Below are 19968 nucleotides of genomic sequence, written 5' to 3'. Positions count from 1 at the left end.
GCTTGACAAAGAAAATAATGATGTGTATGATTTAAAAAAAAGTAATTGAATATTTACCTATCCAGAGAGGTGGAGGGACAGGCCCGATGAAACCCGGCAACCAGCATGTGCATGGTGCCAATACCTGCGATATTTTCGCAATGATGGGATTTAATGTGAACATTAGCCTCGTCATCAGACGAGGCTTTTTTCGTGATTTAAGTATCAGGTAAATAGACATTACAGAATAAAAAAGGAGAACAAAATGAAAAAATTATTTACCTCAGAATCGGTAACAGAGGGACATCCCGATAAGATTTGTGATCAGATTTCTGATGCCGTTCTGGATGCGATTTTCGAGCAGGATCCGATGGCTCGGGTGGCGTGTGAAACGTTGGTGACAACTGGCTTGGTACTGGTTGCCGGTGAGATCACCACTTCTTGCTATGTGGATATTCCTAAACTGGTCAGAAATACCGTCCGCGAAATTGGTTACGACCGTGCAAAATATGGTTTTGACTGCGACACCTGTTCAGTTATCACAGCCATCGATGAACAATCGGCGGATATTGCCATGGGTGTGGACGAGGGATTGGAATCCCGAAAAGGTGAAGCCAGTGAGGTTGATTTGGCTACTGGTGCTGGAGATCAGGGGATGATGTTTGGCTTTGCCTGCAATGAAACCCCGGAACTGATGCCGTTGCCAATCTCTTTGGCGCATCAGCTGGCCAAACGACTCACCGATATCCGCAAAGAGAATCTTGTGGATTACCTCCGCCCAGATGGGAAAACCCAGGTAACCGTGGAATACAATGACGGCGTCCCGACCCGAATTGATACGGTGGTTATTTCGACCCAGCACAGTGCTGATGTTTCGTCTGAAACCATTGAAAAAGATATGATTGAAAAAGTGATTAAAGCGGTCATTGATCCTCAATTATTGGATGCCGAAACCAAATATTTCATTAATCCCACGGGCCGTTTTGTTATCGGCGGACCTCAGGGAGACTGTGGATTAACCGGTCGGAAGATCATTGTCGATACCTATGGTGGTTATGGTCGCCATGGTGGCGGGGCGTTTTCCGGGAAAGATCCCACCAAGGTGGATCGTTCCGGAGCCTATGCCGCCCGACACGTGGCTAAAAATATTGTCGCTGCTGGTCTGGCCGACAAATGTGAAGTGGAATTGGCTTATGCCATTGGGGTGGCAAAACCGGTGTCAATATATGTTGATACCTTCGGTACCGGAAAAATTGAAGACGACCGAATTATTGCCTTGATTCAAAAACATTTTGATTTAAGACCGGCAGCGATTATTAAAAACCTAGGTTTGCGAGCGCCAATCTATAAACAAACCGCCGCCTATGGTCATTTTGGTCGCCCAGATCTGGATCTGCCCTGGGAACGACTGGATATGGTTGAAAAACTGAAAAACGATCGATAAGAAAACCGCCGATCAAAAATAGAATTTTATTGATTCGTGTGTTATGTCATTAATTCGGGGTATATCAAAAAGGCACATTAAGATTAGAATGTACCCCGAATCACCCAAAAAGCAAAAGCGGAGGAAAAAATGAAAAAATCGATTGAGAGTTATAATGCCTTTGGAAAAGACAAACCGGTTGCAGAACAATCCCAGTATCATATGAATTGTGCCGAGGTTTTGCTACGGGCGGCCAATGACACATATGAGTTAAAAATTCCGGAAGAGAGTTTTCGGATGCTTCAGGGTTTTGGGGCCGGATTTTATTCTGAAAGAACCTGTGGCGCCTTTTCTGGTTCACTGGCAGCCCTGGGCGCTTTATATACTGAGGAAAGACCATCAGACCAGGCTAAAATGACGCGAGTAGCTAAGCTTTTAGTTGAAGAATTTGAGAAAGAATTTGGCAGTCTGGATTGTGATTATATCAAAAAACACCATCGTGATGAGGTGGAAGCCTGCAACCCGGTTAAACTCCGGGCAGGACAGGTTTTTGATCGGGTCGTTGCAGCATTGGAAAAAGAATAAAGACAAAAATAGCCGTAAAAGAGAAAGATGGAGGTTGTCAGATGAATCAAAGTGAAGCGAGATCCCTGGGTATTGATATGTTGGAACGGTCATATGGCAGATGGTGGCTGATGCTGCTGGATGGGCTTTGTTTTATTGCATTGAGCATCTTTGCCATCTTTTTTAGCAATCAGGCCATTACCCTGTTGGTCTTTGTTTTTGGTGTCTATCGTGGGATTATGGGAATTATCTATATTGTCTCAGCCCTGGTGTTGCGTAGCAAATACGGCGCTGAGGTCGGCTTTAGCCTGGGCAGAGGTATCTTTAGTTTGATTATCTGCGCTATTTTTTTACTGGTACCCAATGTGATTGTCTCATTTTTTATTATCATAATCGGCATCTGGGCAATTATTACCGGGATTTTTCTATTGATTATTTCTGCAAATTCTGGGACTGCCGGCAGAATTGCAAAAATCGTGCTTGGGGTAGGATTTATTGCCTTTGGGATTTACGCCTTTATTAATCCGATGGGTCCGGCCAATCTGATTGTGATAATCGTTGGGATTGCGTTTGGCATCCTTGGTTTATTTTTAGTGATACAGTCAATTGGCATGAAACGAACCTTTTCCCAAATAAAAAAGGTCAAAAGAGGGTTTGAGGATTATCATGTTGAATGAAATGGCGAAATAATAGCGAATTATTGAGCAGCTCGGGTAAACAACCGGAGCTGCTTTTTTTAGTTGTGGAGCAAATCAGAGTGGTTTTATCGATTCCTCTTTACGTTGCTTCGACAATGCTTCTCAATAAATGCAAGGGCCGTTTCAGTTCCGTTTTCCTGATCGATGAGGGACTTCAGGGCCTGGGCTTTTGACTGAACCGCCTCTTCTTCAAAGGCAATGAAGCGTTGAATCAGCGATCGTGTCGTGATCTGGGTTTCCTTGAGCGGTTTGAGGGCATACCCCTGTTGATAGAGGCGGTTGGCCCAGAAGGGTTGATCCACCGAAAAGGGTATAATCAGCTGCGGTTTGCCGCTTTTGATGGCGGCGGCCATGGTTCCCACACCACCATGATGGACGATTCCTTTTCCATGGGGAAACAACAGCGAATGGGGCGCTGCATCGATGGTCAGCAGATCGGCGTCATCTTCAAAGCGAATGCCACTGTTGCCAGTTAATAGGATACCCCGCTGATGGGTGGCAAGAAGCGCTTCCTGAAGACAGTTTTTGAATTGTTCAGGCGCTTTAAGAGGCATACTGCTAAATGAGACGATAATAGGAGCTGATCCGGCACTTAAAAACGATGTGATGCTGGAGTCAAGTTGCTCGGCTGCGGAATCAAGATAAAAAAACCCCGGCGTCAGAACCCGGCCCTCCCAGCTGGTTACTTCCGGAAATAAGGCCTTACTGATGGGATAAATGATCGGGATTGCTTGATCGTTCAGAGAAAAGGTATAGAGTCCGCTTTTGCGTTTGGGCAGATGCAGGTTTTTTTCTCTGAAATCATTGACTTCATTGATACTTGAGCGTTCGGCCTGAGCCATTACTGAATAAGTCCAGCGATTGAAATGTTTTCCCAGATTTTTGGTCGGAGAGATGGCCAGGTTGGGGAATTCATCAATTGGCAAGGTGATCGGTACCGGGGGAATGCTGATACAGGGAATGTCGAGAGCTTCAGCAATATCGGGAGCACCGAAGGCTTTGGGGTGATAGAGGATCACATCTGTCCCCTGGGCGGCTTCATAAAATTGATCCAAAGACTTTCGAAAATTCGGGTTGACCACTTCATCGAGATATTTTTTTGTTCGGAATGGATGGCGCAGGGCATGTTTAAAAACCATCTGTCCTTCAGTGGTCTCCAGCATCGCCATCAGATCACTAGCAGCTTCTTTAAATTCGATTCCGGCTGCTTCAATAAATGGCTTGAATGTTTTTCCGGTACAGATGACGGCCTGATGCCCTTTTTCCAGGGCTTTTTGTCCCAGGGCGACAAAAGGTTGGACATCACCGCGGGTTCCCAAGGTTAAGATCGCAATTTTCATGAATGGTTCCTTTCTCTGCTTTTCAGTTTGCAAATCAATTCACGTCTAAATCATACCAGAATACAACATTTTTCTTATCATACTTTTTCTACCCTGATTTATCAAGAAGATTAGTCTCTTTCCTGTAAATAATTAAAAGAATATCAAATCTTCTTTATTTTATCTCGATATGTTATAATAATCAATTGCATAGATGTTACGTGAAACAGCGATTAATAGGAACATGAGGTAAAAATGAATAAAAAACCAGAACTGCTGGCTCCGGCCGGAACCACGGCAGCTGTGATAGCGGCCATCAACGGTGGTGCAGATGCAGTCTATTTTGGTGGCAAATCCTTTAATGCCCGTCGTAATGCCGAAAACATGACGGACGATGAGATTAAGGAAGCGGTCACCCGATGTCATCAGCATGGGGTGAAAGTTTATGTCACCTTGAATATTTTGATCAAAAACAGTGAAATGGCAGAAGTGGTCAATACGCTTAATTTTTTAAAAACCCTTAACCTGGATGGCTTGATTGTTCAGGATATCGGGTTGATTTATCTGCTCCGACATTATTTTCCGGAATTCAAACTGCAAACCAGCACCCAGGCTTCCGTTTATGGGTTGGAAGGGGTGCTGTTTTTTCAGAAACTTGGTTTTTCCCGGGTGGTGTTGCCTCGGGAAATGTCACTAACCCAGGTGGCTGATATTAAAAAGAAAACCCGGATTGAATTAAAAATATTCGCCCATGGAGCCTTGTGCTACGCCTATTCCGGTCAGTGCCTGATGAGCAGTATGATTGGCGGCCGTAGTGGGAACCGGGGGCTCTGTGCCCAACCCTGCCGGAAGCATTACCAACTCTTCGATGAGAACGCTCGTCTGGTAAAGGAAGGCTATCTTATCAGTCCCAAGGACTTAAATATTTTGGATGCGCTTCCGGTCGTTAGCGCTTCTGGCGTGGATTCTTTAAAAATAGAAGGACGGATGAAAACACCGGAATATGTTTATGGAATCACCCGGGCTTATCGGGAAGGCATCGATGCTGCTGCCGGAGATGAGGTTGATCAAACCATCGATAATCGGGCCGTCATGCAGGTGTTTAACCGGGATTTCACCCGGGGCCATCTTTTTAATGAAGCAGATATTCTCAATGCTCAGGTGGGTAAGAACCGGGGTGTTTTAATTGGTCAGGTTGTCAGTCTTGCTAAAACTGCCAAAAATACAAATCATAAAAGCACCTATCAACCGCTGGGGATTCGTCTTTATGAGGATGTGCAACTCAATGTTGGGGATGGGTTATCCTTTGGCGAGGACGGCAAAACAGGAACCAGAGTCGATGCGATTTTCACTCCGTCGGGTCGCCGGTGTGAACAGGGTTCTGGTGGCGAAACTGTGGTCATTCCCTGTCGCTATGGGGTTTCGCCGGGAACACTGCTATACAAAAATTTCGATAAAAACTTGATGGACAGCCTTACAAAACGGGGCTCCCGTTCGCTTGATCAGCCAGCCTCGACAATCAATTTCAAACTGTTCCTGAAGCTCGATAAACCGGCAGAAATAGTCGCTTCTGCACAGGGGTGCGCAGTCACCTATCGTGCTGATTTTTATCCCGAAGCACCACTAAAAAATCCCATTGATGAGGCGATGGTGCGGGAGCAAATTTCCCGGATCGGTGGCACTGGCTTCGAACTGGGTATCATTTCCATGGAATTGGATGATCAAGTTTTTCTATCCCGTAGTCAGTTAAACACCTTGCGTAAAGAAGTGCTGATTAAACTGACACAGAAGCTGGCTGACACTGAAAAAAAAGAGGTCAGTCCCGATTTGTTACATTCAACCATTACAATTGTGCCGTTGGAAAAAGAACTTTTGGCCAAACCGGAGCGATTAAAAAAACGGCAATCAGATGGTGAAAAGAAACAGGTTTCACTATCATTTGAAAAAATGCCAATGATCGACTTTTTAATGCAATTGGATGGACTGGATCAGGTTGTGTTGCCTTTATTGGGGGAGGGCGTAGCAGAAAAGACCGCCCTCTTGAAGGATCGGGGAATCACAGTTTTATTGAAGACGCCTAAAATTATGGATGACCAGATGACTAAAAAAGTGCGGCAATTACTAAAAAAAGAGTTGAATCAGGATGGCTTTTTAATTGGTAATTATGAAGCGTTGCAACTGCTGAATAAAACATCATCTTATGTGGAGGCCGATTTGTCGTTTAACGTGTTTAATACCCTGGCAACTCGGGCATTAAAAGAGTGGGGTGTTGGTGGTGCCGTGTTATCGCCGGAACTTATTGAAACCGAGTTACAAGAAATTACCGGGCATTCTGAGATTGATATGGTGTTACCTGTTTATGGTGTTCAGGAGCTGATGGTCAGTAAAAAATGCCTGTTTGGCTGCAAAAATTGTCTGGAAAAGAAAAAAGGAACAACTGGTTTGTGTCATCGGGAGATGTCCGGTAAACTGCTCGATGAGCGGGGTTTCAGTTTCCCGGTGGAGCGGGATGATCAGGGCTTGATTCATATCTATAATGGCGACACGCTATTTTTGAGAGAAGAAATCCTTGAATTGAAGGCCGTTGACACCTGGCGAATCTACTACCATAACGAAAATATCGAAAAGTTAAGAACCATCATCAGTTATTACCGACAGGGAATTTATGACAAGCATTGGGGTCTTCCCGAAGGGCTGGGAACTGAAGGAACCACCCGGGGGAGTTTTAGACGAGGCGTAAAATAGAGGAGTGAAATAATACATGGATCAAAGAAGCTTAAAGGTCTTGGAATATCATAAAATATTAAAAAGCCTGGGTGAACATTGCGTCACTCAGGGTGGGAAGGATCAGGCAAAGAATCTGTTGCCGCAAGAAAGTCTGGCAGCAGTTAATCGAGCGCTTGATTTAACCAATGAAAGTCTGGGGATGATCCTCCGCAACGGTCGGCCACCCCTGGCAGATGTACCAAACACGAGTGATTATGTCAAGCGTGCAGCCATTGGTTCGATGCTGTCAATGAAAGAGCTGTTGTCGATCGCCACGCTCCTGCGGATTGCCCGGGATATGGATAATTATTATCAGGGGGACACCCAGATGGATACCCTTGTTTTGCTCAAGGATCAGTTTACCTCACTGGAACCCTGTGAAGAGTTGGAAAAAGAAATCAGCCGCAAAATCCTGGGACCGGAAGAAATGGCCGACAACGCCTCACGGGAGCTGTCCCGGATTCGCCGGGAGATGCAGTTTAAATACAAGCGGATCACCGAAAAACTGAATCAAATGATTAGTTCTACTGCTTATGAAAAAATCCTTCAGGAAAAAATTGTGACGATCCGGAACAACCGCTATGTTATTCCGGTTAAACAGGAATACCGCAGCCAGGTGCCGGGGATTGTACTGGACAAATCGGCCAGTGGGGCAACCCTGTTTATTGAGCCGATGGCGGTGGTGGAACTGAACAATGATATTAAAATTCTGGTTACCGAAGAAGAACACGAAATCACCCGGATTCTCAAAGATCTGACCCAGAAGGTAGCTGATTTGCGGGATGAAATTATCTGCAATTATGAGGTGCTGGTGGATCTGGATTTTCAGTTTGGTAAGGGCAAGTATGGTCTAACCATCAATGGAGTTCGTACCAGTGTCTCAGAAACTGGTTCCATTGAGCTGCTTAGGGCCAAGCATCCCTTGATTCCGGAAGACCAGGTTGTCGCCTCGGATATATATTTTGAAGTAGGCATTGATACCATGGTGATCACTGGGCCCAATACCGGGGGAAAAACGGTCTCTTTAAAAACCATCGGACTATTGAATTTGATGGTGCAGTCCGGATTGTTTATCCCGGTTCGGGAGGGCAGTAAAACCCGGATTTTTGGAGATATCTTTGCCGATATCGGGGATGAACAAAGCATTGAGCAAAGTCTGAGCACCTTTTCATCGCATATGACCAATATCGTGACAATTATGAATAAGGCTGACAATAACTCACTGGTATTATTTGATGAACTGGGCGCTGGCACAGACCCGACCGAAGGGGCCGCTCTGGCCATTTCGATTCTAAATGCACTGCATCTGCGTCGGGTTACCAGTGTCTCCACCACCCATTACAGCGAACTGAAGGAATACGCCTTGGTCACTCCGGGGGTGGTTAATGCTAGCGTCGAGTTTGATGTCAAAACCCTGCGGCCCACCTATCGCCTGTTAATTGGCGTACCGGGAAAATCCAATGCATTTGAAATCGCCATTCGCCTGGGACTGGGTGAGGAAATTATTGAAAATGCCCGCGACCTGATTAAGAATGAAGCCATTCGCTTTGAAGAAACGCTGATTAAAATTGATGAAAAGCGGCGTCGCACTGAAGCGGAACATGACGCCATTATTCGCCTGAAGCAGGAAACCGAAGCGCTGAAACGCCAAATGGATCGGGAAAAGCAGAAATTTGAAAATGAACAAAAAGCGCTGCTGCAAAAAGCCCAGGAAGAAGCAATGGAAATTGTTAAGAAAACCCGGGCCGAGACTGAAGAGATTTACCGGGAAATCCGAACCATTCAGGAAACGACGACCACATCAATCAAGGACAATAAAGAATTGGAAGCGATTCGCAAGCGGATCAAAGAAAAAGAGAAAAATCTCTATCAGTTTGGCAGCCGACCCAAAGATTATCAGGGGGCAGCTTTGGAAATGGATGACCTGAGTGTTGGGATGAAGGTTTATATCAACAGCCTGCGTCGGGAGGGAGAGGTGTTAAATCTGCTGCCCAACGAGAACAAAGCCATGGTTCAGTCAGAGATGATCAAGCTAAAGGTTGATGTAGGGGATTTGAGCATGTCAACGGCCCTGGCCAAGCCGGAAGAAAAAAAGGTGACCTTTAAAAAGGTCGAGCGTCATGTGATGGAGACCAAACTTGATCTCCGCGGCAAAAATGGTGAAGAATCTCTGTTTCTGGTGGATAAGATGATTGGGGATGCCATGCTTTCAGGACACAAGCAGCTGGTAATTGTGCACGGCAAGGGTACCGGCAGGCTTCGGGAGATTATTCATGAATACCTGAAAACAAACCCGCTGATTGAAGATTTTCGCCTAGGGGCCATGAACGAAGGAGGCTCTGGGGTAACCATTGTCAATCTCTAGGCATGCGGCAAAATGGGATAGTCGGAGCGTTAATGGCCGAGACGCAGAGGACTCGTTATGCAAAAAATTGACAGAAACATCGATTAATAATACAATTAATGGGAAAATTTTGCAGACCTATTGAAATTTGGAGGAAATATGATTTTATCGGATAAAACCATTTATAAATATCTGGAAAGTGGGGAGCTGGTCATTGATCCATTGGAACAGGGGCAGGTACAGCCAGCCTCGGTGGACATTCGTTTGGGAACCAGTTTTTTAAAGCTGGATGAAAATAATTTTGAGGCCATGTCCTTGACGGATGAAATTAAGTATATTTCCATGGAAGCGGATGAAATCATTATCCCGTCCAATTCCTTTCTTTTGGCAACCACCATGGAATACATCAAGCTGCCCTGCAATCTGACTGCCTTTGTTGAAGGGCGTAGTTCGATCGGTCGAATGGGTTTATTTATTCAGAATGCAGGCTGGGTAGACCCGGGTTTTGAAGGCGAGATTACCCTGGAGCTTTATAACGCCAATCGCTTACCAATTAAACTGGAAAAAGGCCGACGGATTTGTCAGCTGGTTTTTGCTCAAATGGATGATATGGCATTGAATCCTTATCAGGGGAAATATCAGGGCCAGCGTTCAGCAGTGGGAAGCCGGATTTTTTTGGATGAGGAATGCTAATTCAAATCGTAAGAAATTGGGCCGTATGGGAAAAGGATCGAAACAATGAACGAAATATATTTAGATAATGCGGCAACCACCAGGGTTCATCCCCAGGTGGCGCGAAAGATGATGGATACCCTAGTTAACAATTACGGGAATCCCTCATCCCTTCATCGCCTGGGGATTCGCAGTGAACAGGCGATTAAGGAAGTCCGGGGATTAATCGCAAAAAACCTGAACTGTCAAACCCAGGAGATCTATTTTACATCCGGTGGGACAGAAGGCAATAATATGATTATCCAAGGGGTGGTGGAGAATAAAAAACGGGAGCGGATGCGGATTATCACCTCAGCCATCGAGCATCCCTCGGTACTGGATGTGTTTACCTTCTATCAGAATCATCAGATTGAGGTGGTGGTTCTGGGGGTTGACGCTCAAGGACATATTGATTTGACGGAGCTGCAAGCGGCTATGAACGAGGATACCATTCTGGTCAGTATTATGGGGGTAAACAATGAGCTGGGAACCATTCAGGATCTCAAAGCGATTGGCAAAATCGTTAAGGCGGTTAATGCCAAGTGTGTTTTTCATGCTGACTTTGTTCAGGGCTTTATGAAAATTCCCATCGATGTGCAGGCCAGCATGCTCGATGCCCTGACCCTGTCCGGACACAAGATTTTCGGGCCGAAAGGCGTGGGCGCCGTTTATCTCAAAAAGGGTACCGACATTAAACCCCTGCTGCGGGGCGGTGGCCAAGAAAATAACCTTCGTTCAGGTACGGAAAATGTTCCGGGGATTGTTGGCTTTGGTGAAGCCGTTCGTTTACGAAGCGACTCATTTATGGATGAGTTTGAAGCGATCCGAAACGTGCGTAACGACTTTATCAATGAATTAGAGACAAAAATTGATGACATCAAAATCAACGGTGATCCTAACGGCAGTCCCTATGTACTTAATGTTTCATTTAACCGGGTTCGGGGCGAAGTACTGCTGCACAGCCTTGAATCCAAGGGAATATTTGTTTCCACCGGCTCAGCCTGTTCGTCGCATAAAAAGGAGAAACAGTATGTCCTTAAAGCCATCGGGCTGGCCGAAGAATACAAAGAAGGAACCATTCGCATTAGCTTTTCAAAAGACATTACCAACGATGATGTTAAAACAGCAGTGGCCGCCATTGCCCAGGCAGTCAGCAGCTTGCGGCTGTTGATTAAGCCAAACAAAAATAGATGACAGGAGCAAAAAAATTAATGGAACATGTTATTCTGGTTCGCTATGGGGAGATTGCCCTGAAAGGGTTGAACCGAAATTATTTTATCGAATTATTGGCAAAAAATATTCGAAATACCCTGAGAAGTGTACCATCGGCGAAAGTTAAAAAAATTCAGGGACGTCTGATTGTCAATGTGAGTGATGAAGATCTGGATCGGGCGATGGAACGGGTGCAAAAAGTATTTGGGATTGTGTCCATCAGTCCGGCCATTGTTATTGACAGTGAAATTAAGACAATTGAAGAAAATGCCATTGAACAGGTGCGGTCCACCGAAGGAATAAAAACCTTTAAGATTACCGCTAAGCGGGGGGATAAAACCTTCCCGATTAAATCACCGGATCTGTGTTGCCGTCTGGGCGAAGTAGTTCTGGACAACATTGAAGGGATTACGGTGGATCTTCATAACCCAGACCTGAATCTGTGGGTGGAGGTTCGCGAACAAACCTATATGTATCACCAGTTTATCCCCTGTAACGGCGGCTTGCCAGTAGGCTGCAGCGGTAAAGCAGCACTGCTTTTGTCCGGCGGGATTGACAGTCCGGTGGCTGGCTATCTGATGGCCAAGCGGGGGGTGGAAGTCATCGGGGTCTATTTCCACAGCTTCCCTTTCACCAGTGATCGGACCAAGGAAAAGGTTATTGATCTGGCTAAAATCATGAGCCAGTATTGTGGCAAGATCAAACTTTTTGTAGTGCCTTTTACTGAGATCCAGACCAAAATTGTGGAGATGTGCCCGGAACGGCAAACCACCATCATCATGCGTCGTTACATGATGCGGATTGCTGAGATGATTGCTCACAACGAAGGTGCCAAGGCGCTGATTACCGGAGAAAGTCTGGGGCAGGTGGCCAGCCAGACAATGGAAGGACTGGGAGCTACCAATGCGGTAGCCGAGCTACCGGTTTTTCGACCACTGATTGGCTTTGATAAAACCGAAATTGTCAAAATTGCCGAAACCATCGGCACCTTTGAAACTTCGATTTTGCCCTACGAAGATTGCTGTACCATTTTTGTGCCCAAACATCCGGAAACCAAACCCAAGGTTTCGGAGATGCTCCGCTCCGAAGAAAAAATTGCGGAAATGATGGGTGCGATGATGGAAACCGCCGTGGCCGAATCCGAAGTGGTCAAACTCTAGTCTTTATAAACCTGACCAGGCAACTATTTTGCCTGGTTTTTGTGCTATAATAAGACACTCTAATAAATCAAAGGAAAAAAATAATGGCAGATAATAATAAAAGTGGCATTCGCCAAAGCTATATCAATGAACTGAATGACTTGATTGGTTATCAAATGGAAAATCAGGTCCTGCTGGATGAATACGTACTGGAAATTTTAAAACGACTGACCCTGATTACAAAACGGGAGGTGTTGATCTGCACCAATGACAAAAATCGGGTTCAATGGGTAAATATTGGTGATGCATCCACTGTCAATATCGGCAATGCGGAGATGCTCTATCATGTCAAGGCTCTCAATAAATACCGGGTCATTCACACTCATCCCGGTGGCAATCCGCGGCTGTCGGCTGAGGATTTTTCGGCGGCTAAAAAACAGAGCCTCCAGTGTATTATTGCCATTGGTGTCGACGAAAAAATACCGACCAGCTTTAGCATTGGAGTACCGGTGGTAGAAGAAGGAACCATGGAGTATGGTCAGGGACTGTTCAAAACCCTGAAAGAACTAAACAAGTTTCCGCTGGAACACTATATCCTGTTGGCTGACCGGTTTATTAAAGATGACCCCAATAATCGCTTCGATGCCGAGGATGAAGAGGAACGGGCATTACTGATCGGATTGGATCTGCCGGGAAATAAGGGCATTGAACTGGTGGACTCGATGGAAGAATTACGTCAACTGGTTAAGACGGCTGGTGGTATTGTGGAGGAAGAGGTTTGTCAGTCAAAAAATCAGATCGATCCAACCTTTTATGTCGGTAAGGGGAAGCTCCAGGAACTGATCAAGGTGATTCAGAATCATGACATTAACCTGATTGTCGCCAATGATGAACTCAATTCCCGGCAAATAGCCAACATTGAAGCCGCCACCGGTACCAAAACGGTTGATCGTACCACTATTATTCTGGATATTTTTGCCCGCCACGCTAAAACCAAAGAAGGCAAGCTTCAGGTGGAACTGGCCCAGCAGAAATACCGGATGAGTCATCTAAAAGGTCTGGGGATTGTAATGTCCCGGACTGGCGGTGGCATTGGCACCCGAGGCCCTGGTGAAAAGAAACTGGAAACCGATCGCCGCCATATCCGCAAACAGTTAGAAGAGCTGGAAGCCCGGATTGAACGGATCAACAAGAGCAATCAGCTCAACGCCGTCCAGCGCAGTAAAAATAAAATTAAAACAGTCAGCTTAATTGGTTATACCAATTCTGGCAAGAGTACCCTCTTTAATCGGCTGACTCAAAGTGAAGTGGTGACCAAAGACGGCCTTTTCATTACCCTCGATTCGACCCTGCGAAAGGTCGATCCGGAACATGGTGAGTATTTGGTCTCAGACACCGTTGGCTTTATTGACAAACTACCCCATGATCTGATCAAAGCGTTTAAAACCACCTTGATGGAAGTCGAAACCGCTGATCTATTGCTGCATGTGGTGGATGTGTCCAATCATAACTATGAAGCCCAGATCGAGGTGGTCAATCAGGTGCTTTCGGATATTGGTTCCGGCAATAAAAAAGTTATAATGATTTATAATAAAATCGATAAGCTGACCCCGGAAGAACAGGATGCTTTGTTGCTAAAGAATCAGGTGGCGGTTGAGGAACTGGCTTTGTATATTTCCGCAAAAGAAGGGATGGCAATCGAGAGCCTCTTTGACATCATCAATCGGGTGCTGGTAGGAGAAAAACGGGAAATGCAGCTGCTGATTCCCTATGATGACAATAAATCACTGGCACTTCTGCATGAGATGAAAGTGGTTTTGGCGATCGACTATCAGGCTGACGGCAATCTGGTGACCATCGAAATGACAGATGACTTTCCAACTCATCTGTTTGAAAAGTATCAGGTGACAGAGGTATAATTGTGGAAGATTATAAAACGGTATTAATTCCTGATGAAACGGAGATTGAAATCAAGAAGTCCCGCTTTATCAATATGGTTTTTCACATTGAAACCGAGGAAGAAGCGGATGCGATTCTGGCTGAAATCCGAAAAAAGCATTATAAAGCCACCCATGTCTGCTGGGCCTATGTGCTTAACACCAATCCCCGGCGCCAAAAAGCCAGTGATGATGGCGAACCTTCCGGTACCGCCGGTAAACCGATTCTGGAGGTCATTGATCATCGGGAGCTCAAAGATGTACTGGTGGTGGTCATTCGCTATTTTGGCGGCGTGAAGCTGGGTACCGGCGGTTTGATCCGGGCCTATGGCGGCGGCGCCAGTAATGTTCTGAATCATTGTACTGTGATCAAGAAGCAGTTTTCGGATCAATTGCAAGTGGTGGTCAGTTACGCAAGTTATGGGGGACTGAGCAACGGTCTAATGGAACGGGAGGTGATTCCGGTAAATGAAGATTTTGGCGAAAATGTCACCCTGTTTTTTCAGATCCCGGTGGCGGAAACAAACGGATTTTTAGCCTGGATCGAGGATAAAACCAATGGCACGGCCCAGATTATTCGCAGTGAACCAGCTTTTGTGGATGTTGTTTTTACTTTATAACAACAATGATTCTAAAACCGTTGTTGTTATAAAGTAAATGGTTTTGAAAAAGATGCATCGTTAGATAAATAACTAACGAGCGAAACCCTTTACAAATGCCAAAAAGTTGGATATAATTGCCATAGTATAAAATTAATGCTGAGTTTTGAATTAGCATGGATACAATAATGTATTTTAATTTAAAACAAAGAATAAAAATATCGAGGGCTTACTTTCGATATTTTTTCTTTTTTTTGCAAAAATTTCCGGTCAGGAAAATTTCTGTGGCACTCTAAAGGTTTATTCGTTATAATAGCAAGGCTTACACGAGCAATCAACCAGGAAGGACCAGGATATGAGTAAAAACAACCGTGTCGCATTTCTCTTTAAGCTGCTGTTGCTGGCTTATTTGGGATTTCTAGTTATATTGACGCTATTACCCGATGCTTCTAATATTACCTATGAGACCACCGTAAACTTGATACCGCTGACTACGATTGATAACTTTTTTTATGACATTATGGTTAATGGCTTTATTGATTGGGAGTTTTTGGCAACCAAACCAACGAATCCAACAGAAATTCTTTTATACACCTTTACCGATTCGTTCAAAAACCTGGCCGGAAACATCATTTTGTTTTTACCGCTGGGGTTCCTATATCCGTTAGCACGAAAAAACAAGGTCGGCTTCTTCCATGTCTTTGTGGTGATACTGGGAACCACCTGTGCTATCGAGCTGATCCAATACTTGTTTTTAGCCAGTCGTCGGGCGGATGTCGATGATATTATTTTAAATCTGATTGGCGGTTTGATCGGTTATCTGGTTTATAAATGGATTGAGTAGTGAATAAGGGGAAAAGATGGCAAAGAAAAAAAGTATTTTTGTCTGTCAGAGCTGTGGTTATGAATCGCCCAAATGGATGGGTAAATGTCCGGAGTGTGGGCAGTGGAATAGCATGGTGGAAGAGTTGGATTTTTCTAAGCAGGGAAGCAAGGAAAACATCCGGGAACGGGGTGTTTATTCTAAACCGAAGTCCCTGGCGGAGATTACCTATACTGGGGACACCCGCTACCCGACCTGCAATGAAGAGTTTGACCGGGTTCTGGGTGGTGGGATTGTCCCCGGGGGGATGATTTTGCTGGGCGGTGACCCGGGGATCGGGAAATCGACGTTGCTTCTGCAGACCACTGAAGCCCTGGGAAATCAGGGCTATAAGATTTTATATATTTCCGGCGAAGAGTCGGAACAGCAATTAAAAATGCGGGCAGAGCGAATGCAGGTAAAATCTGAAAAGATTTCTTTCTTATCGGAGATTAATATTCCCTATCTGCTGACGATTATTCTGGAAGAGCGGCCGGATATTGTCATTATCGATTCGATTCAGACCATGTACAGCCCGGACATCAGCTCAGCTCCAGGCAGTGTCAGCCAGATCCGTGAAAACACCGGCGCACTGATGCAATTGGCCAAAAAAGATAATATCGCAATGGTGTTGGTGGGGCATGTCACCAAAGATGGGGCCATTGCCGGTCCCCGGGTGCTGGAGCATATGGTTGATACGGTGCTTTATTTTGAGGGCGAAAAATATCACGCTTATCGGATTCTAAGGGGTGTCAAAAATCGTTTTGGCTCCACCAATGAAATCGGGATTTTTGAAATGACTGAAAATGGCTTGCAGTCGGTAGCCAATCCATCGGAGATGATGCTCGACAGCCGTCCCGAAAATACCTGTGGATCGGTGGTGGTGCCCTGTATTGAGGGGTCCCGGCCGTTGCTGATTGAGCTGCAGGGGCTGGTTTCGCCCACTGGCTTTGGAAATCCCCGACGAATGGCCACTGGCATGGATTATAACCGGATGGTATTATTGCTGGCAATTATGGAGAAGCGGCTGGGAATTCAGATGCAGTCGGTGGATGCGTACATCAATGTGGTGGGTGGCATCAAGGTGGATGAACCCGCACTCGATCTGGGAGTAATTGCTGTACTTTACTCCAGCCTCCGGGATTTTCAGATCCCCGGCGATTTGATGATTCTGGGCGAGGTGGGATTAACGGGTGAAGTCCGTAACATCCAGCACATCGAAAAACGCCTGATCGAAGGAAAAAAACTGGGCTTTAAGCGTTGCATTATCCCCAAAGGCAACCAGAAAGGCTTGAAAATTGCCGGAATGACGATTCTCCCGGTAGATAGTATTCGTTCGGCCCTGGACATTTTACTGTAGACCATCCGGTGGGTTGAAATAAGTGAATTTGACTGCTGGTTTGCGGCAAAAATTTATCCTTTGATTTCCGTAGAAAACCGTGTATAATTAAGTTATCCCAAAGTGTTCGTTTTTTACTTTATTTTTGAACCTACATCAATACTCAGGGAGTCTGATTGTTCGCTGGCAGATGTTAGGCCTCATTATATCAGTGGAAAACAGAAACTAGAGACAAGACACCCACCTAGCTTTCGCTAGGGCGTCAAAAATGGAGTACGACACGTTGGGATAGCACCTAAGGGTGCTTTTTTTGTGTTGTAATATTTTTTTGTTTTGGTACAATGGGTAAAGCATGTTTGAATTTTGAAGGAGGGCTTATGTACGAATATATGATCGGGAGCTTGGAAGAACAAGCCATGGATTATGTGGTCATTGATCAAAACCGCATGGGATATAAGGTAAAGGTGTCGACCAATACATTAAATGAGCTGCCGAGTCTGCATTCGGAGGTCAAGCTGCACCTTCATCAGGTGATCAAAGAAGACGAAGTTTCGCTGTATGGGTTTGCCACCACCGATGAACGGGAGATTTTTAGAACCATGATCGGGATTTCCGGGATCGGACCCAAAGCAGCTATGGGACTTTTGTCGCAGTTTAGCCGCAACGAGCTGATTGGCCATATTGTCAACGATGATCCCAAAAGCATTGCCAAGGCCCCGGGAATTGGCATAAAAACGGCCAGTCGGATTATCCTGGAGCTGAAGGATCGCTATAAGGATGTTTCAGTCGGAGATCTGAAGTCTGTTTCCTTACAGGCTAAAGATGATACGGTTACCCAGGCGATTAACGGACTGGTGGGATTGGGTTATAGTATTTCAGAAGCTTCCGAAATGGTAGCCCGGGCATTTACCCCCGAGAGTAGCATTGAAGCGCTGATCACCGGGGCGCTTCGCTCGGCTAATCCATTGAAGGGACGATAACACATGAAAGAACGAATCATCACCTCTGATTTTACGGAATTGGATGTTGAAATAGAAAAAAATTTGCGACCCCAGGGTCTGGATGAGTATATCGGGCAGGAAAAAGTAAAAAAACAGATGGGTATTTTTATCAAAGCTGCTCAGAAGCGGAAAGAAAGCCTGGATCATGTGCTTCTTTATGGACCACCGGGGCTGGGAAAAACCACCCTGGCCAATATCATCGCCCGGGAAATGGGGGTCGGAATCAAAACCACCTCTGGCCCAGCAATTGAAAAGGCTGGCGATCTGGCAGCCATTCTGACCAGTTTAAAAGAGGGCGATATCCTCTTTATTGATGAAATCCACCGGCTGCAGCGCTCGGTCGAAGAGGTGCTTTATCCAGCCATGGAAGACTATGCTCTGGATATCATCATCGGCAAAGGCCCGGGTGCCCGTTCGATCCGGCTGGAGCTGCCACCCTTTACTCTGATTGGTGCCACCACCCGGGTAGGCCTGTTAACCTCACCATTACGGGATCGTTTTGGAGTGATTCAGCGACTGGAATTGTATAATCCGGAGGAACTGGCCACCATTATCCGCCGTTCTTCCGGCATTATCGGCATCGAAATGGATGACGAAGGGGCGATCGAACTGGCCATCCGCTCCCGGGGAACACCGCGTATTGCCAACCGCTTGTTAAAACGGGTTCGGGATTATTGTGAAATCGAAGGCCGGGGTATTATCGACCTCAAGACCACCCGGGAAGCCCTGGATCTTTTTGAAGTGGATGATGTCGGGCTGGATGAGATCGACCGGATTATGTTAAAAACCATCGTGGAAAAATTTGACGGTGGACCGGTCGGGATTGACACCCTTGCTGCTGCCATCGGTGAAGAAAAAAACACCATCGAAGAGGTGTATGAACCCTATCTGATTCAACTGGGTTTTCTTTCAAAAACACCTCGTGGTCGGATGATCACCAGCCGTGGTTATGCCCATTTGGGACTGGAGGACTATGTGAATGAGGCACAAAGTCCGCAGCAGCTAAAAATAAATTTCTATGACAATGAGGAAGGTATTGATGAATAAAACGGACTTTTATTATGATCTCCCGGATGAACTGATTGCCCAGTGTCCCCTGGAAAAAAGGGACAACTCCCGGCTGATGGTGATTAACCGGGAGAAGAATACCATTGAAGATCATAAATTTTTTGAGATTACTAATTATTTACGACCTGGAGATTTGCTGGTGATGAATAACACCAAGGTATTACCGGGACGGTTATTCGGGACCAGGGAAGATACCGGTGGAAAGGTGGAGATCCTGTTGCTGCGGCATCTGTCCCAGAAAGACTGGGAAATCATGGTCAAGCCAGGAAAACGGGCCCGGGTTGGGGCCCGGATTGTTTTTGGTCCCGAGCTAAAGGGTGAAATCACGGGAACCACCCAGGGGGGACTCCGAATAATCAGTTTTGAATATTCCGGTGTGTTTGAGGAAATCATTGACGAGATCGGCCTAATGCCGGTGCCGCCCTATATTCATGAAACCTTGACAGACAATAACCGCTATCAGACCGTTTATGCCAAGCGGGAAGGCTCGTCGGCAGCTCCTACCGCTGGGCTTCATTTCACCCCGGATCTGCTTTCGAAAATTGAAGCCATGGGGGTGGAAATTGCCGAGGTGACCCTCCATGTGGGCATTGGCACCTTTCGTCCAGTTAAATGTGATGTGATTGAAGAACATCATATGCATGAAGAATATTATGAGGTGCCGGAAGAAACAGCCAGGGCTGTTAAACGAACCAGAGAACGGGGTGGCCGGGTTATCGCTGTGGGGACCACCTCGGTGCGGACCCTGGAAAGTAATGCCAAGCTACATGATGGGGTGGTTACTCCTTACACCGGGGTAACGGATATTTTTATTTACCCGGGCTATGAATGGGAGGTGGTGGATGCTTTGATCACGAATTTTCATCTGCCAGAATCGACCCTGCTGATGCTGGTCTCAGCCTTTTATAACCGGGAAGCGATTATGAAAGCCTACCAAACAGCCATTGACTGGAAATATCGTTTTTTCAGCTTTGGGGACGCCTTGTTTATTGAGTGAAAAATAGGAG

Annotated in this window: 16 protein-coding genes, 1 other RNA gene and 1 riboswitch; of the genes, 16 read left to right on the top strand and 1 reads right to left on the bottom strand. The window is 45.8% G+C overall.

Going from position 1 to position 19968, the window contains the following annotated elements:
• Window positions 1-54: 54 nt before the first annotated feature.
• A riboswitch (SAM riboswitch) is annotated at window positions 55-150 on the top strand.
• Between the two features lie 94 nt (window positions 151-244).
• The 3 genes from metK to BI182_RS09285 all read left to right on the top strand — a co-directional run bounded on the left by metK (window position 245) and on the right by BI182_RS09285 (window position 2643).
• A complete protein-coding gene (gene metK / locus BI182_RS09295) occupies window positions 245-1423 on the top strand; it encodes a methionine adenosyltransferase (RefSeq protein WP_228882777.1) in 1179 nt (392 codons plus the stop codon).
• A 129-nt stretch (window positions 1424-1552) separates the two neighbouring features.
• Complete coding sequence (locus tag BI182_RS09290) at window positions 1553-1987, top strand: C-GCAxxG-C-C family protein (protein WP_286807327.1); 435 nt, start codon at window positions 1553-1555, stop codon at window positions 1985-1987.
• Window positions 1988-2028: 41 nt separating this feature from the next.
• On the top strand, window positions 2029-2643 hold the full coding sequence (locus tag BI182_RS09285; RefSeq protein WP_228882780.1) for a DUF308 domain-containing protein: 615 nt from the start codon (window positions 2029-2031) through the stop codon (window positions 2641-2643).
• Between the two features lie 86 nt (window positions 2644-2729).
• Here BI182_RS09285 and BI182_RS09280 read toward each other — a convergent pair whose 3' ends face one another.
• A complete protein-coding gene (locus tag BI182_RS09280; protein ID WP_286807323.1) occupies window positions 2730-4004 on the bottom strand; it encodes a glycosyltransferase in 1275 nt (424 codons plus the stop codon).
• Between the two features lie 234 nt (window positions 4005-4238).
• Between BI182_RS09280 and BI182_RS09275 the strand changes: the two genes are divergently transcribed.
• The 13 genes from BI182_RS09275 to queA all read left to right on the top strand — a co-directional run bounded on the left by BI182_RS09275 (window position 4239) and on the right by queA (window position 19958).
• Window positions 4239-6728 carry a U32 family peptidase gene (locus BI182_RS09275; RefSeq protein WP_286807319.1) on the top strand — a complete coding sequence of 830 codons (2490 nt, stop codon included), beginning with the start codon at window positions 4239-4241 and terminating at the stop codon, window positions 6726-6728.
• Window positions 6729-6744: 16 nt separating this feature from the next.
• Window positions 6745-9114 carry an endonuclease MutS2 gene (locus BI182_RS09270; RefSeq protein ID WP_286807315.1) on the top strand — a complete coding sequence of 790 codons (2370 nt, stop codon included), beginning with the start codon at window positions 6745-6747 and terminating at the stop codon, window positions 9112-9114.
• A gap of 138 nt (window positions 9115-9252) precedes the next feature.
• Window positions 9253-9786, top strand: coding sequence for a dCTP deaminase (dcd, locus tag BI182_RS09265; protein WP_070370070.1), 534 nt, complete (start codon window positions 9253-9255; stop codon window positions 9784-9786).
• A 45-nt stretch (window positions 9787-9831) separates the two neighbouring features.
• Complete coding sequence (locus tag BI182_RS09260; protein ID WP_286807308.1) at window positions 9832-10998, top strand: cysteine desulfurase family protein; 1167 nt, start codon at window positions 9832-9834, stop codon at window positions 10996-10998.
• Window positions 10999-11015: 17 nt separating this feature from the next.
• The gene (thiI, locus tag BI182_RS09255; protein ID WP_070370068.1) at window positions 11016-12176 is read left to right on the top strand and encodes a tRNA uracil 4-sulfurtransferase ThiI; all 1161 of its coding nucleotides are present in this window, start codon (window positions 11016-11018) and stop codon (window positions 12174-12176) included.
• Window positions 12177-12259: 83 nt separating this feature from the next.
• On the top strand, window positions 12260-14074 hold the full coding sequence (gene hflX / locus BI182_RS09250; protein WP_286807302.1) for a GTPase HflX: 1815 nt from the start codon (window positions 12260-12262) through the stop codon (window positions 14072-14074).
• Between the two features lie 2 nt (window positions 14075-14076).
• A complete protein-coding gene (locus BI182_RS09245; RefSeq protein ID WP_286807290.1) occupies window positions 14077-14712 on the top strand; it encodes a YigZ family protein in 636 nt (211 codons plus the stop codon).
• 334 nt (window positions 14713-15046) lie between these two features.
• Entirely contained in the window at window positions 15047-15535 is a 489-nt protein-coding gene (locus tag BI182_RS09240) for a VanZ family protein (protein ID WP_070370496.1), read from the top strand.
• A 16-nt stretch (window positions 15536-15551) separates the two neighbouring features.
• Complete coding sequence (gene radA / locus BI182_RS09235) at window positions 15552-16913, top strand: DNA repair protein RadA (protein WP_286807285.1); 1362 nt, start codon at window positions 15552-15554, stop codon at window positions 16911-16913.
• Window positions 16914-17004: 91 nt separating this feature from the next.
• Window positions 17005-17186: non-coding RNA, 6S RNA (gene ssrS / locus BI182_RS09230), on the top strand.
• Between the two features lie 83 nt (window positions 17187-17269).
• Window positions 17270-17872 (top strand): Holliday junction branch migration protein RuvA, encoded by a 603-nt coding sequence (ruvA, locus tag BI182_RS09225; RefSeq protein WP_070370498.1) that lies wholly within the window; start codon window positions 17270-17272, stop codon window positions 17870-17872.
• A gap of 3 nt (window positions 17873-17875) precedes the next feature.
• Complete coding sequence (ruvB, locus tag BI182_RS09220) at window positions 17876-18940, top strand: Holliday junction branch migration DNA helicase RuvB (protein WP_070370499.1); 1065 nt, start codon at window positions 17876-17878, stop codon at window positions 18938-18940.
• Window positions 18933-19958, top strand: coding sequence for a tRNA preQ1(34) S-adenosylmethionine ribosyltransferase-isomerase QueA (gene queA, locus BI182_RS09215; RefSeq protein WP_070370500.1), 1026 nt, complete (start codon window positions 18933-18935; stop codon window positions 19956-19958). The genes ruvB and queA overlap by 8 nt, the downstream gene beginning before the upstream one ends.
• The last annotated feature ends 10 nt before the right edge of the window (window positions 19959-19968 follow it).

The sequence above is a fragment of the Acetobacterium sp. MES1 genome (assembly GCF_002237635.1).
GTDB lineage: Bacteria > Bacillota > Clostridia > Eubacteriales > Eubacteriaceae > Acetobacterium > Acetobacterium wieringae.
Note: the sequence above shows the minus strand (reverse complement) of the source record. Positions and strands in the feature narration are given on the sequence as shown.

Bases quoted from the DNA above. Each gene is read 5' to 3' on its own strand.
- metK (WP_228882777.1), top strand. From the start codon at position 245: ATGAAAAAATTATTTACCTCAGAATCGGTAACAGAGGGACATCCCGAT.
- BI182_RS09290 (WP_286807327.1), top strand. From the start codon at position 1,553: ATGAAAAAATCGATTGAGAGTTATAATGCCTTTGGAAAAGACAAACCG.
- BI182_RS09285 (WP_228882780.1), top strand. From the start codon at position 2,029: ATGAATCAAAGTGAAGCGAGATCCCTGGGTATTGATATGTTGGAACGG.
- BI182_RS09280 (WP_286807323.1), bottom strand. From the start codon at position 4,004: ATGAAAATTGCGATCTTAACCTTGGGAACCCGCGGTGATGTCCAACCT.
- BI182_RS09275 (WP_286807319.1), top strand. From the start codon at position 4,239: ATGAATAAAAAACCAGAACTGCTGGCTCCGGCCGGAACCACGGCAGCT.
- BI182_RS09270 (WP_286807315.1), top strand. From the start codon at position 6,745: ATGGATCAAAGAAGCTTAAAGGTCTTGGAATATCATAAAATATTAAAA.
- dcd (WP_070370070.1), top strand. From the start codon at position 9,253: ATGATTTTATCGGATAAAACCATTTATAAATATCTGGAAAGTGGGGAG.
- BI182_RS09260 (WP_286807308.1), top strand. From the start codon at position 9,832: ATGAACGAAATATATTTAGATAATGCGGCAACCACCAGGGTTCATCCC.
- thiI (WP_070370068.1), top strand. From the start codon at position 11,016: ATGGAACATGTTATTCTGGTTCGCTATGGGGAGATTGCCCTGAAAGGG.
- hflX (WP_286807302.1), top strand. From the start codon at position 12,260: ATGGCAGATAATAATAAAAGTGGCATTCGCCAAAGCTATATCAATGAA.
- BI182_RS09240 (WP_070370496.1), top strand. From the start codon at position 15,047: ATGAGTAAAAACAACCGTGTCGCATTTCTCTTTAAGCTGCTGTTGCTG.
- radA (WP_286807285.1), top strand. From the start codon at position 15,552: ATGGCAAAGAAAAAAAGTATTTTTGTCTGTCAGAGCTGTGGTTATGAA.
- ruvA (WP_070370498.1), top strand. From the start codon at position 17,270: ATGTACGAATATATGATCGGGAGCTTGGAAGAACAAGCCATGGATTAT.
- ruvB (WP_070370499.1), top strand. From the start codon at position 17,876: ATGAAAGAACGAATCATCACCTCTGATTTTACGGAATTGGATGTTGAA.
- queA (WP_070370500.1), top strand. From the start codon at position 18,933: ATGAATAAAACGGACTTTTATTATGATCTCCCGGATGAACTGATTGCC.